We start from the raw sequence: 14,023 nt of genomic DNA, 5'->3' as shown, positions 1-14,023 counted from the left end.
CCCGGTTGCGGATTGTTCTGTGGAAACAATGGAAGAGTATAAAGGGTAGAGCAAGAAACCTGATGGAAATGGGCGTAGGGAAATCAAGGGCTTACCAATTAGCCAATACCCGCAAGGGATATTGCAGGTCTGCAAACAGCCCAATACTACTTACAACTCTGGACAAAAAGTTCTTCACTGGTCTGGGATTAGATGGATTCGCTAATTATTACTATTGGAAAACGACACACCAAACGAAGTTATTCTAGCAAACCGCTGTATACCGAACGGTACGTACAGTGGTGTGAGAGGACAGGTAGGGAACTAATCCCTATCTTCCTACTCGATGCATTGTCTCATCAATTAAATTTCCATCGAATCTGTCATGTTGAGCCTCCCCGTTTATATCATGAAGCTCAGGGTTAACAACCGATCTTTATGATTCGGACTCTTTTTTGGGGTCCTTCTTAAAATAGTTATAGCTGGATTTTGCTTGTAGCAGGGCCGTTTTGCAATAACTACACTATCAAAACATAGTGATAGATCACATTAAATCCTTTCTTACTCCTCACAAAAAACAATACAATTAGGTTCAGGAGCGATAGCTTGTTGAGTAACAATAACATTAGTCAAACGTTTGTGTATCTTTTTAACTTGCTTTACTAAACCTTCTCCGTTATTTTTATTTAACCTAAGGTAACCAAATATCACATCCCGTAACATGAAAACTAAACCAACTGAGAACCACAGTTCCCGCAGAGATTTTATAAAAAAGTCGGCTGTAGGGCTAGCCGCATTCACTATTGTACCCAGATACGTGCTTGGAGGAACCGGATTTATTGCACCCAGCGATAAGCTGACTAAAGCTGTAATTGGCGTTGGATCAATGGGCAGAGGCCACTTTAGCTATGATGGCACCCAGGTGGTGGCTATTTGTGATGTAGATAAAAGACATTTGAGCCAGGCAGCAGCTATGCTTGATAAAGGCGTCAAAACTTTCGGTGACTATCGTGACCTCATAAAACTCCCTGAGGTAGACATCGTTCACATTGCAACTCCTCCACACTGGCATGGCGTTATGGCTGTTGAGGCAGCAAATGCAGGAAAGGACGTGTGGTGCGAAAAACCAATGACACACACTATAGGCGAGGGAAAAAGGGTAGTAGAAGCCATTCAAAAGCATGGCAGAATGTTCCGTTTAAATACCTGGTTTCGCTTTAAGGATGTTTTCTATGGTATGGGTACAACAGTAAAGCCAATCAAAAAGTTGGTAGATAGTGGTTTGTTGGGTTGGCCATTAAAAGTAACAGTAGGTAAACATACCGGCTACGATTGGAAATTTTATTGGGTAGGAAAAGATAACTTAGCTCCCCAACCTGTTCCTCCGGAATTGGATTACGATATGTGGTTGGGGCCGGCACCATATAAACCTTATAATGAACACCGCGTACATCAAACTTTTAGAGGATATTGGGACTATGATGGTGGTGGATTAAGCGACATGGGACAGCATTATATTGATCCTATTCAATATTTCCTGGGTAAAGATGATACCAGCCCGGTTTCGGTTGAAATAGATGCACCGCAGCAACATACTGATGCTGTTGGTACCTGGAGAAGGATTACCTACACTTATGCAGATGGTTGTCAGATCATATTAGATGGTGAAGGCAAAGACAAAAACGTGCCTTATATTGAAGGCCCAAAGGGAAAGCTCTATCCAGGCTTCAAATCTGATATTCCTGGTTTAGAGAGAAAGCTCGCCGCCTTTCCCGATCCATTACCACAAATGACAGATTTTGTAGAATCAGTTAAAAACAGAGAGAAATTTGCCTTAAATGAGGAGAATGGACATCGATCATGCAACATTGTAAACATGGGATTAATCGCCCTAAGACTAGGCGGATCCTTAAAGTTTGATCCCGTAAAACAGGAATTTATAGGCGATGAAGCAGCAAACAGGCTCATTAATCCGGTTATGCGGGCACCTTTCTCTATTTAATTTAACTATCAGCACTTCATTCTATATCAATCTAATAATGAAAAAAATATTTCTTATTCTGTTAGCAACCATGCTACTTCAGAATCTGGCTTATAGTCAGGAAAAAAAAGATGAACGAACAATCACTACACGCATAGCTGATTTATTGGCGCAAATGCCTGCAAAAGATGCTAAACTATTAAAAAGCAATATGCAGGATATTGCCAATCTGGGAGAAGATGGATATGCACAACTGATTTCAGGACTTACAGCCCCCGGTAAAGGAAACAATTCTCTTATTGAGTACACTGTTGGTGGCTTTTCCGCCTATGCCACACAAACGGGACAGGAAAACCTGAGAAAGATGAGCATAAACGCCTATTGCAAAGCCTTGCAAAAACTAACAGACCCTCAAAATAAAGCTTTCATAATCAGTCAGTTCGATTTAATCGGTAATGATGATGCGGTTAATTGTTTGGGTGGCTATCTGAATGATAATCTTTTAGCCGATCCGGCTGCCCGTGCATTGGCAAAAATCAATACATCAACTTCAAAGGCTATGCTTCTTAATGGCTTGGGGAAAGCCAGCGGTCAGGCACGTTTGTCGATAATTGAAGCTTTGGGAGACGCACGGTATCCACAGGCTGCACAACCCATCCAGTCAATTCTTACTAATGCTGATGCGCATACCGCCAAAATTGCACTATATAGTTTAGCTTATATAGCTGATCCCGCATCTGAAAATATATTAGCAACAGCAGCGGAAAAAGCTGGATACAAATATGAAAATACCAATGCAGTTTCCAGTTATCTCATTTATGGTAATGAAATGCTCCAAAAAGGGAATAAGCCCCTTGCAGCTAAAATTGCAGAAAGTATTTGGGCTAAAACCCAATCTGAGGATCTTACTGATGTGCATACGGCTGCACTAAAATTGTGGATTCAGGCTACTGACAACAACCAGACATTGCTATTAACAGCCGCCAAAGATCCTAATATGGAGTATCGGAAAGCGGCTGTAAAATTTGCTATACCCTATGTGAATACGAATAATACAGGTGCATGGATTACGACAATGAATAAGGCCGATGACGAGATCAAAGCCGATATTATTGATATGCTGGGACAAGTACCTGCGGAGGATGCCTTAAATGCAATCGTTAAACAGTATAAAAATAAAAACCCAAAAGTTAAACGCAGTGCCATAAATGCATCAGTTAATATCGGACAGGATAAAGTGCTTGGAGATTTTCTGAAATTAATGAGCAAAGGAGACAGCGCCACTATTCAGGATGTTTCCAATGCCATTAAACGGATGAGAGGAACCAGCATTACCGAGCAAATTGCAAAAGCTATCCCTGCTGCAAAACCGGCTTCACAAATCGCCTTACTTAATCTTTTAGCTTCCCGAGCTGCAAATACACAAGTGGATGCCGTTTATAACCAGTTGAAAAATAAAAATCCTGAAGTAAATAAGGCTGCCTTTTCTGCATTAAGTTCAGTGGTGGTTGCCAATAACTTACCTCAGTTATTTACTTTGCTTAACGAAAATACTGGTGACAATGAAAAAGCAGTTCAAAAAGCAATCATTTCAGCTGTAAGTGGCGGTGACCAAAATAATGCCGCAACAGTACAAACTGTTCTCCAGCAAATAAATACAGCACCAGATGCTAAAAAATACTTGTTTTATAAAGTTTTAGCAAGCTTGGGTGGAGACCAGGCACTAGCCGCTGTAATCCATGCATATCGCTCTGGTAATGATATTACACAAAAAGCTGCCGTAGAGGCTCTGGCCTCCTGGAAAGATGCTTCGGCTTCTGCTGAACTCATCCGTATAGCAAGAGAAACTAAAAACACTTCTTTTCTGGACAATTCTTTGAAAGGATACCTTAAATTAATCAGAGATGGTAAAGACACCCCCGAGCAGAAGCTTCTACTACTCAGAAATGCAATGGAAGTAGCTCAAACGGTAGAACAGAAGCAACAGATCCTTAAAGATTTACAGGAATCAAAATGTCTGAACGCCATTATTTTTGCCGGCAAGTACCTTGATGACAATAAATTACAGCAAGCTGCTGCCCAGGCAGTAATGAACATTACGCTAGCAGGAGAATACAATGGTGATCTGGTTAAAATGCTCTTAAATAAAACGATTTCAGTAATTACAGGCCCAGATAGCGGTTACCAAAAAGAAGGTATGCGCAAGTATATCGCAGAAATGAAAGCCGGAGAAGGATTTGTATCCATGTTTAATGGAAAAAATTTAACCGGATGGAAAGGCCTGGTTGCAGATCCAATTAAACGGGCTAAAATGGATTCAAAAATGCTGGCTACGGCTCAGGAAAAAGCAGATGCTGAAGCTCAGAACAACTGGAAACCTGTAAATGGCGAGCTTCAGTTTGTGGGGAAAGGCAATAATTTAGCCACCATCAAAAAGTACGGCGATTTCGAAATGTTGGTAGATTGGAAAATTGTTGATGATAAAAAAGGAGAGGGAGATGCCGGAATCTATTTACGCGGCACTCCTCAAGTGCAGATTTGGGATAACGCCAGAACAAAAGTAGGTGCACAGGTAGGTTCAGGGGGATTATATAACAACCAGGCCAACGAAAGTAAACCATTAAAAGTAGCTGATAATAAGATTGATGAGTGGAATACTTTTAGGATTCTGATGAAAGGAGACCGGGTAACCGTTTACCTTAACGGACAACTGGTAACTGATAACATCATCCTTGAAAACTACTGGGATAGAACTTTACCCATCTTTGCAGAAGAGCAAATTGAATTGCAAGCACACGGCTCACCAGTAGTTTACCGTGACTTGTATATCCGAGAAATTCCAAGAGTTAAACCCTTTGAGTTAAGTACGAAAGAAAGGAAAGAGGGCTACAAAGTGCTGTTTGATGGAACCAATATGCACCAATGGACAGGCAATACAGTTGATTATTCTATAGAAGATGGCAACTTGGCCATACGCCCTAAACCGGGCAAGGGCTCTGGTGGGAACCTATTTACAAAAGAGGAGTTTAGTGATTTTATTTTTCGATTCGAATTTCAACTTACTCCAGGAGCCAACAATGGCTTGGGAATTCGAGCGCCATTAGAGGGTGATGCTGCTTATACCGGAATGGAATTGCAGATTTTAGACAACGAAGCTCCGATTTATAAAGATTTACATGTATATCAATACCATGGTTCTGTTTATGGTACCTTACCCGCGAAAAGAGGTTTTCTTAAGCCTGTGGGCGAATGGAATTATCAAGAGGTAGTGGTAAATGGACCTAAAATTAAGGTAATTCTTAACGGCGAAGTAATATTGGATGGTGATATCACAGCAGCACGCAAAAATGGTACGGCAGACGGAAAGCAGCATCCTGGCTTATTGCGTGATAGTGGCCATATCGGCTTTTTGGGACATGGATCTGAACTACAGTTTAGAAATATTCGCATTAAAGATCTAAGTAAAAAGAAGTAACAACAATCAGAATAAGATAAAGATTTAACCAAATTATATTGTTAGCGCATTAAAATATGATGGAAGACAAAGAAGATTCAATCAATTTGAATTCGAGAAGAAATTTTATTAAAACAACAGCCATTGCAGCGGCAGGGTTTATGATTGTGCCGCGTCACGTTTTGGGAAAGGGTTTTTTAGCTCCTAGCGATCGTTTAATGGTTGCCGGTGTTGGAGTAGGCGGTAAAGGTCAGAGCAATCTGGCCAATATTTATAAAGGAGGAAAATCAGAGATCGCATTTTTATGCGATGTGGATGATAGAAGAGCAGCCAACTCCGTAAAGAGCTTTCCTAAAGCTAAATATTACAAGGATTATCGCGTAATGCTAGAAAAAGAAGGGAAGAATATTGATGGGGTAGTCGTTTCTACTCCCGATCATAACCACGCAATGATTGCTATGGCTGCCATGCAGTTAGGTAAGCATGTTTACGTCGAAAAGCCGCTAACGCACGATATTTACGAAGCCCGTAAGCTTACGGAAGCTGCAAAACGCTATCAGGTAGTTACCCAGATGGGAAATCAAGGCGCATCTGGTGATGGCGTAAGGCAACTGCAAGATTGGTGTAACGCAGGCGTAATCGGCAAGGTTCATACTGTTTATTGCTGGACTGACCGGCCTTCCTGGCCACAAGGAATCTTATGGCCTGCTAACGGTGGTGCTAGTATCCCTACTGAACTGGATTGGGATTTATGGTTAGGTAGTGCACCCTTTAAGCCTTATGTAGAAAAATTGGTTCCGTTTAACTGGAGAGGCTGGTGGGATTACGGAACAGGGGCCATAGGAGATATGGGCTGCCATTTAATTGAACCGCCAATTCGCGTTTTAGGCTTAGATACACCAATTGACGTGCAGTGCAGTGTGGGTAGCATCTATGTTGATGAATTCAAAAGAGGCTATTTTCCAGATAGTTGCCCGCCATCAAGTCACGTAATTTTAACTTTCGAGAAAACGAAAAAAACGAAAGGCAATCTGCAAATCCATTGGATGGATGGTGGAATTAAACCTGCACGCCCTGAAGAATTAGCACCGAATGAATCTTTTGGTCCAAATGGTGTGTTGTTCGAAGGTACAAGAGGAAAGATGATGTGTGATGTTTATGGCGCAAATCCACGATTACTACCATTATCAAGAACCAACGAAGTGCATGTAAAACCTAAAATAGAGCGGGTAAAAGGAGGGGTGGACGGTCACTATTGGCAATGGGCAGAAGCAGCTATTGCAGGATATGGAAAAGTAGAATTGAGCTCGCCATTTGAGATTGCAGGCCCGGTTACCGAAACCTTGCTGATTGCAAATCTGGCTATCCGCGGAACTGATGTCCAAAAACCAAAAGCAAATGGTAAGGGCTTTACCTATCCGGGTAGAGACATTAAACTTTTATGGGATAAACAGAACCTGAAAGTGACTAATTTTGATGAAGTAAACCAGTTTGTGAAGAGAGAATATCGCAGTGGCTGGAGTTTAGGAGTATAATTACATATGTTAGATATAAAAAATAATTTACGGGTTTTAGTTGTGGGTTGTGGCAATATGGGCGCTTCACATGCCACTGCCTATCACACTCTGCCAGGTTTTGAGATTTGCGGACTCGTTTCTACAGGTGAAAGTAAGCAAAAGTTAAATGAGAAATTAGGAGGCGCATATGCGCTATTTACAGATTTTGAAGAAGCAATGCTGGCCACCAAACCTGACGCAGTCTGTATCTCTACCTATCCAGATACACATGAAGCCTTTGCAGTTAAAGCCTTTGAAAATGGATGTCATGTATTTATTGAAAAACCTTTGGCAGATACCGTAGAAAGTGCTATTCGTGTGGCAGAAGCAGCAAAAAAAGCAAACAAAAAACTAGTGGTAGGTTACATTTTGCGTTACCATCCATCCTGGGAAAAGTTTATAGAACTTGCTCAGCAAATGGGGAAACCATTGGTAATGCGTATGAATTTGAATCAACAGAGTCATGGCGCAAAATGGACGGTACATCGTAATCTCATGAAGAGCTTAAGTCCCATAGTAGATTGTGCAGTGCATTATATCGACGTAATGTGCCAAATGACCCGCTCTAGGCCCATACAGGTAAGTGCCATTGGGGCGAGGCTAACCAATGATATTCCTGATTGGAATTATAATTATGGGCAACTTCAAATTAGATTTGAGGATGGTTCCATAGGCTGGTATGAAGCGGGCTGGGGTCCTATGGTAAGTGATAATGCCTTTTTTATAAAAGACGTTTTTGGACCAAGGGGTGCTGTTTCTATAGTGACAAAAGAAGCTTCAAAAGCAGGTAATTCTGATGATATTGATGCACATACTAAAACAGAATCAATAAAGGTGCATTATGCTCAACTCAATGCTCAAGATGAATTTGTTAAGCCCGATGAATTTTTAGATCTTAAAGATGAACCCGACCATCAGGAGCTCTGCAACCGGGAACAGCGTTTCTTTTTGAAAACAATTCAGAAAGATTTAGATCTTACCGATGCAACCGAAGATGCAATAAACAGCTTGCGAATTGCTTTCGCATGCGATGAATCGGTGAAAACAGCTAATATGATTCAATTGTAACCCATGGTCTGTGACCCCACAGACCATATAATAGTATTTACACTATTTTTATAATCCATGGTCTGTGACCCACAGACCATATATTGTTTTTTCTAATCTCATAGTCTGTGACTCACAGACCATATAATAATATAATTTAAAACAACTTCAACTGATGATCTCCTGGTGGTTTCTCTTTACCATATACAGTTCTCCCACCGTACTTCCAGCTATCTGCTCTTTCTTTGGCAATTACTTTATCAAAATCCATGTTAGGAGTAAAATCCTGCTCCGCATTTTTAGCAATAGCATGCAAAGATTTAATGGCCTCTTGTTTCTCTGTAAAACCTATTTTTGCCTTTTCTACAGCCTTTTGAAGCACTGAAATCGTTTCATCATAAACATTTACGGGAACCGGAAATGGATGTCCGTCCTTTCCTCCATTGGCGAATGAGAATCGTGCCGGGTCGGAAAAACGAGATGGCGTACCGTAAATTACCTCACTTACCAGCGCCATAGATTGTAGTGTGCGTGGCCCCATACCTTCTAAGAGTAAGAGCGATTCAAAATCACTTGGTCTTTTTTCTTGTGCCAACCATAAAATACTTCCCAACCGCTTTAGATCTACGTCCTTGGCCCTAACATCGTGGTGATCAGGCATCACCAGCTTCTGTATTTCGGGGAGCATTTTAAGGGGAGATTCCATTGTGATATCCATAATACTATTTCTGGTAATCTGCGCATCATGAGCCGTAAGATTAAGTATTTGTCCCTGATTAACGCCACAAATACCAGTATGAGGTTCTTCTACGAAAGATTTAATAGTGGCTGAGTGCCAGTGATATCTCCTTGCGGTAGCGCTATGATTGCTCATTCCTTGCTGCACTACAGACCAATCCCCATCACTACTCAGGATAAAACTATGCAGATAAAGCTGAAAACCATCCTGTATGGCTGTATTATCAACCTTGGCACTTAATTTACTCGAGCGAACGAGCGCATGCCCATCTAAGCCAGTGTTATCGGCAATCCTCAAAAGCTCTTGTGGAGTTTCCCTGCTGTACTTTCCTTTTCCACCGCAAACATAAATCCCCAATTCTTTGGAAATAGGATTAATGGCCTTTTTCAAGGCACCTAGTACGGAGGTGGTAATTCCTGACGAGTGCCAGTCCATGCCCATTACGGCACCTAAACTCTGAAACCAAAATGGACTACTTAAACGCCTGATCAATTCTGCACGTCCATATTCCAATAAAATGGCCTCGGTAATGGCTAAGCCCAGTTTAGCCATACGTTGTGCAAGCCAGGGCGGAACCTGACCGTAATGCAAGGGCAAATCTGTACTTCCTGATCTTTTCAATACTAACAAATTTAGTAAAATAGATTAAGTATTTAACCTATCGTGGGATTTTTAATAACTATTAAGCCCATTTTTTGTTAAGTTTATTAGAGAAATTATGCATGCGAAAATTTTTACAGAAATTATTGAGCAACTGGATCATACGAATGTCCAATAAGTATGGGTCCAGGCCTAACCGGAAACGCATACATGGTGCCTTAACTAAACTTTATAAAACCATAAATAAAGCTGAGGGTAAGAGAGGACCTGTTCTTCACATTACAAACAACAGTAAGTTTATTATTTTATCCGATCAGCATAAAGGAGCAAGAGATTTGGCCGATGACTTTTCATTAGCAGAAAAAAACTATCTCGCGGCGTTACAACACTATGATGAAGTTAGTTTTCACTACATCAACCTGGGAGATAGCGAAGAGCTTTGGGAAAATTTGATGGAAAGCATCATCAACCACAATAAGTCTACCTTTGATGCAGAAAGGCGGTTTATCGAACGGAATGCGTTTACCAAAATCTTTGGCAACCACGATCTTTATTGGGACAATGATCCACTGGCAGGATTTAACCTGAATAGGATATACGGACAGAAAATACCAATTTACGAAGGTGCTATTCTTAAAATGATGATAGAAGGCACTGAACTGGATATTTTCCTTACCCATGGACATCAGGGAGATATGCAAAGTGATGGCAACTGGTTCAGTAAATGGTTTGTAAGCACAATATGGGCACCACTGCAAGCTTACCTGCAAATTAATCCGAATACCCCAGCTTACGATAATCAGCTTAAAACTAAACACAATGTGCTGATGTACAGCTGGGTGGCAAACCAAAAACAAACAGCTTTGATTACTGGCCATACCCATCAGCCTGTATTTGCCTCCTTAACTCACCTGGAAAGGATATATCTGAGATTGAGAAAGGCCCGAAAGGAAAATGATCACGATCAGATTAATTTTTTAAATGATGAGCTTAAAAAAAGAATAAAAGAAGGGGACAAGGCACCGCGCTTCAGAAAGTATCAACCAGGATACTTTAATACAGGTTGTTGCTGTTTCAATGATGGAGATATCACCGGAATTGAAATAGAACAGGGCTTAATCAGGCTCATAAAGTGGTCATTTGTTAAGACCGGTAGCCCTACGAGAACTGTTCTCGAAGAAATGTCGTTATCTACCTTGCTCAAAACCAACTCATTTGAGGGGTAGCTGTACATAGAAAACAGTACCAGAGCTTCCTTCAACTCGTTCTGCCCAGATCTTTCCCTTATGCATATCCACTAATAATTTAGCCGTTTGTAAACCAATTTTTGAGGTGTTTTCATTAGCAGTTGCATAACTTCCAACATCTGCAAATTTGAAAAAGAGCCTTTCTAAACCCTCATCGCTTAAACTTGTTCCCTCATCTTTGATTTGAACGGTAACCTGTTGATCGTCTGTTTGAATAGATAATTCAATCTTTGACCCGGCAGGAGAGAACTTGATGGCATTATCTGTAAGTTGAAAGAAAACTTCAAGGAGCTTATCAGGATCTCCAATAATCTCCGTAGCCCCCTCAGATTTAAAAATTAAATCTTGTTGTTTAGCTGCAGCCTTTAAATTCAATCGATGTAAAGCATTACTTAATATAACACTTACATCTATTTTAATTTTCTGAGGTTTAAAATTAGAATTCTCTCTCTTGGCTGAACTTAAAATGTGATTGAGATCGCTCACAATCTGTCTGCTTTGATTATTAATTCTTCCCGCAATTAATTTCACCTTATCGTCTGTACCAGGGAGTTTACCCAATAATTCAGACTGTAGCCCGATTGTAGTCATAGGGTTCTTTAAATCATGAATCAGTACATGAAGTCTATCATCATTTATCCTGAGCAGCTTTCTTAGCCCAATCCGCTCTTCTAACTTATCCATAACGATATTCGAGAGCAATTTCATCATCTCTAGCTTTTTATCAACATCAGGACTATCCACTTCAGCTGCACCGATATATCCTAAAATGTATCCCTCGGCAGACTGGATTGGTACCAAAAGAAAATTATTATCGTCCAGGCTTGCCCTGGAAATGTAACGTTGAAGAAATGTTTCTGCTGCTACTTTCCGTTCATCTGATCCCAGCCAAGACTTAAAAAAGATTCCATTTTCACCCACAAAAGCAATAAAGGCACATTCAGCTTCCAAAATTTGTTGGGCCAATAGCGCAATCTGCTCAAAACTATTTTCTGGAGCTGTATCTAAAATCTCATAATATTTAAGTTTAGCCAGGCGTTCTTGTTCGGAGGTGGCGTGATTGATTTCGGAGGTAACCGCTTTTGACATATTTTAAATATTTCTTGGAAGATTTAGCGTTAAAGTTAAATATTAAGATTAAAACGTAAATATTAGAAACAATATATATCGTAAATTAGTTAATACTACTATCCTAAATTGTTGCCGCGTAAAGATATATACATCTACAAAACACCTTACAAAATGAGACTATACATAGAACGTAAACCTGTAAAAGTAAATCCTGATACCAAAAGGGTTATCGCACGTTTTTTCTTCAATGGAGAAGCAAGAGCCTTAGAAGTGATTAGGAAAGTACTTGAATTTTCAGACGATAAGGTATTTTCATTAATCTCTCCAATTCTGCAGGAGTACTCCAAACGGCATCGCAACATCACTAAAATACTCAACAGGCATTGCAAAAAGTTAAAAAAGCAGTTTTTAACATTAGGCACCGATTATGAAGATCTTGAGCCTTACACGAGGTTGCTGATCGGAGCTTATTTTACACACGAATATTCTATAGAATCTGCTGCTTTCTTTAATCCCAGTATTGTTGATGATCCCGATCAAACGGATTTAGTGGAGGGCGAGAAAAGAGTTATCATCAGTTTTCGTGCGGTTGGTGAGGGACATATTTCTTCCATTGTTTTCAGACGTGCATTAATAGACGCAAAAAATAATATTCAGGTATTGCCTGTAGGAAATTATGTAGATGAAGCAGAAGTAGTTAAGAATGCCATTTACATTAAAAAGTTATTCCTTAAAAAGGCAGCATATGCACAAATAGACCCGGCTGTACTCGAAGAAATTGAAAGCAAATTAGATGAACGATTCGAATACACCAGCTTAAGTAACATTATAAAGGATTCGAAAACCTTATACAAAGACAATCATGAACGTTTAATTGAGTACGACAAAGTATTATGGTTATCAGATACTTATCATACTATCAGTTTCTCAAAGGATACAGATATTTCTGATCGGGTTATTTTTCCAATTTCTGAATTTGAACGCAAGGGGATTGAGGATGCCCGGTTTGTAAAATTTATCAGAGAAGATGGAAAAGCTGTTTATTATGCAACGTATACAGCATTTGATGGCTCGTTAATTATTCCTAAACTCGTACAAACAGAAGATTTTTACGAGTTTAAAGTTATTCCCCTGTATGGTGATGGAGCACAAAATAAAAACTTAGCCTTATTTCCAAGAAAGATAAAGGGAAAATATGTCATGATGAGTAGGATTGATGGCTGGAATAACTACCTGATGTTTTCTGATAAGGTTAATATTTGGGAAAATCCGATCCTACTTAAGCAACCACGTTATGATTGGGAACTGGTTCAAATCGGTAATTGCGGATCACCAATAGAAACAGAAAAAGGCTGGCTGGTGATCACACATGGCGTAGGTCCAATGAGGAGATACTGCATAGGCGTTGTCTTGCTGGATCTGGAAGATCCTTGTAAAGAAATAGGTCATTTAAAGGAGCCATTAATTATCCCTAATAACGATGAGCGGGAAGGCTATGTACCTAATGTAGTATACTCTTGTGGCTCAATCATCAGCAATGGAGAATTGATTATTCCTTATGGTCTTTCAGATTACAGTTCTTCATTTGCAACTGTCAACCTGGACCTTTTGTTAAAGAAACTCCTGGAAAACAATGAAGATTAAGTAGATATCACTTTTGTATATTCTAAAATAACACCTTATAATCCTATATTTAACGCTCTCGTTTTATTCTGAAATCGGAAAAATAATAGGATAGAAGCAGTTAACAGGCCAAGAGTTAAACCGTACCAAATGCCATTTACCCCCAGTCCGAAATGAAAGCCAAGCAAATAACCTTGAAATATCAATAAAGGTATAATTGAAATAGATAAAAGATTAAGATAGGGCTTCGCATAGCGTACAACCTCTGGTGTTTGGTCCAGATGATCAATCAATGTTAACACCCCAAAATGAACAGCGATATACAATAAAACACCTATAAGGATATTAATTATCAGGCTATTAGAAAGTAACTTGCCGCATTCATCATAATTTTGCCTACCATTTTCCTGCGCAATAAGCGGAGTTAAGCCGTATGATATACCCAAGCCAATTACCAGGATGAGCATAAAAATACTATTCACGAGTGAAACAGCAGCCAGTTGCACGGTATCGGTAAAATGTCCAACAATTACACTGTCGGCCATATGTACCAGTGTATGACCTAACTGAGAACCTACAATAGGTAAGGCCAGGTGAAGATTTTCTTTATAATAGGGTTTATATTTGGTATAAATGGTAGATAACATAAGCCTGCAAAGATCGAGTTTTTATACTTGAAAAAGGAGAATTAACCAAAAGTTAATGTTTGCGGCTTGTAATAAAACT

The 14,023-nt window shown here is 39.8% G+C and carries 10 protein-coding genes; 7 read left to right on the top strand and 3 right to left on the bottom strand.

Annotation, left to right across the window (positions count from 1 at the left end; all coding sequences use genetic code 11):
- From BMX11_RS24405 to BMX11_RS18435, 5 genes are all read left to right on the top strand, one after another.
- Nucleotides 1-248: hypothetical protein (locus BMX11_RS24405; RefSeq protein WP_449421139.1), on the top strand; the 248-nt coding region annotated here is incomplete at its 5' end.
- Between the two features lie 452 nt (nucleotides 249-700).
- On the top strand, nucleotides 701-1,981 hold the full coding sequence (locus tag BMX11_RS18450) for a Gfo/Idh/MocA family oxidoreductase (protein ID WP_090887010.1): 1,281 nt from the start codon (nucleotides 701-703) through the stop codon (nucleotides 1,979-1,981).
- Nucleotides 1,982-2,018: 37 nt separating this feature from the next.
- Nucleotides 2,019-5,435, top strand: coding sequence for a DUF1080 domain-containing protein (locus BMX11_RS18445; protein WP_245738711.1), 3,417 nt, complete (start codon nucleotides 2,019-2,021; stop codon nucleotides 5,433-5,435).
- 56 nt (nucleotides 5,436-5,491) lie between these two features.
- Nucleotides 5,492-6,949, top strand: a complete 1,458-nt coding sequence (locus tag BMX11_RS18440; RefSeq protein ID WP_090887007.1) for a Gfo/Idh/MocA family protein — start codon at nucleotides 5,492-5,494, stop codon at nucleotides 6,947-6,949.
- A 6-nt stretch (nucleotides 6,950-6,955) separates the two neighbouring features.
- The gene (locus tag BMX11_RS18435) at nucleotides 6,956-8,038 is read left to right on the top strand and encodes a Gfo/Idh/MocA family protein (protein ID WP_090887004.1); all 1,083 of its coding nucleotides are present in this window, start codon (nucleotides 6,956-6,958) and stop codon (nucleotides 8,036-8,038) included.
- Nucleotides 8,039-8,174: 136 nt separating this feature from the next.
- Here BMX11_RS18435 and BMX11_RS18430 read toward each other — a convergent pair whose 3' ends face one another.
- Nucleotides 8,175-9,377: a DUF763 domain-containing protein gene (locus BMX11_RS18430; protein WP_090887024.1), complete on the bottom strand. Its 1,203-nt coding sequence runs from the start codon at nucleotides 9,375-9,377 to the stop codon at nucleotides 8,175-8,177.
- Nucleotides 9,378-9,478: 101 nt separating this feature from the next.
- Here BMX11_RS18430 and BMX11_RS18425 point away from each other — a divergent pair, with 101 nt between their 5' ends.
- Entirely contained in the window at nucleotides 9,479-10,582 is a 1,104-nt protein-coding gene (locus tag BMX11_RS18425; protein ID WP_090887002.1) for a metallophosphoesterase, read from the top strand.
- Here the strand turns inward: BMX11_RS18425 and BMX11_RS18420 are convergent.
- The gene (locus tag BMX11_RS18420) at nucleotides 10,568-11,692 is read right to left on the bottom strand and encodes a sensor histidine kinase (RefSeq protein WP_090886999.1); all 1,125 of its coding nucleotides are present in this window, start codon (nucleotides 11,690-11,692) and stop codon (nucleotides 10,568-10,570) included. The genes BMX11_RS18425 and BMX11_RS18420 overlap by 15 nt on opposite strands.
- 153 nt (nucleotides 11,693-11,845) lie before the next feature.
- Here BMX11_RS18420 and BMX11_RS18415 point away from each other — a divergent pair, with 153 nt between their 5' ends.
- Nucleotides 11,846-13,318, top strand: coding sequence for a glycoside hydrolase family 130 protein (locus tag BMX11_RS18415; protein ID WP_090886996.1), 1,473 nt, complete (start codon nucleotides 11,846-11,848; stop codon nucleotides 13,316-13,318).
- Nucleotides 13,319-13,353: 35 nt separating this feature from the next.
- Here the strand turns inward: BMX11_RS18415 and BMX11_RS18410 are convergent, their stop codons facing one another.
- Nucleotides 13,354-13,944: an MATE family efflux transporter gene (locus BMX11_RS18410; RefSeq protein ID WP_245738710.1), complete on the bottom strand. Its 591-nt coding sequence runs from the start codon at nucleotides 13,942-13,944 to the stop codon at nucleotides 13,354-13,356.
- Nucleotides 13,945-14,023 lie beyond the last annotated feature (79 nt).

Origin of the sequence: Pedobacter rhizosphaerae (assembly GCF_900111155.1) — a bacterium.
Taxonomy (GTDB): domain Bacteria; phylum Bacteroidota; class Bacteroidia; order Sphingobacteriales; family Sphingobacteriaceae; genus Pedobacter; species Pedobacter rhizosphaerae.
This window is presented reverse-complemented; position numbering and strand designations above follow the sequence as displayed.

What these genes read in the sequence shown, in the direction of transcription:
- BMX11_RS18450 (WP_090887010.1), top strand. Translation starts at nt 701, where the DNA reads ATGAAAACTAAACCAACTGAGAACCACAGTTCCCGCAGAGATTTTATA.
- BMX11_RS18445 (WP_245738711.1), top strand. Translation starts at nt 2,019, where the DNA reads ATGAAAAAAATATTTCTTATTCTGTTAGCAACCATGCTACTTCAGAAT.
- BMX11_RS18440 (WP_090887007.1), top strand. Translation starts at nt 5,492, where the DNA reads ATGATGGAAGACAAAGAAGATTCAATCAATTTGAATTCGAGAAGAAAT.
- BMX11_RS18435 (WP_090887004.1), top strand. Translation starts at nt 6,956, where the DNA reads ATGTTAGATATAAAAAATAATTTACGGGTTTTAGTTGTGGGTTGTGGC.
- BMX11_RS18425 (WP_090887002.1), top strand. Translation starts at nt 9,479, where the DNA reads ATGCGAAAATTTTTACAGAAATTATTGAGCAACTGGATCATACGAATG.
- BMX11_RS18420 (WP_090886999.1), bottom strand. Translation starts at nt 11,692, where the DNA reads ATGTCAAAAGCGGTTACCTCCGAAATCAATCACGCCACCTCCGAACAA.
- BMX11_RS18415 (WP_090886996.1), top strand. Translation starts at nt 11,846, where the DNA reads ATGAGACTATACATAGAACGTAAACCTGTAAAAGTAAATCCTGATACC.
- BMX11_RS18410 (WP_245738710.1), bottom strand. Translation starts at nt 13,944, where the DNA reads ATGTTATCTACCATTTATACCAAATATAAACCCTATTATAAAGAAAAT.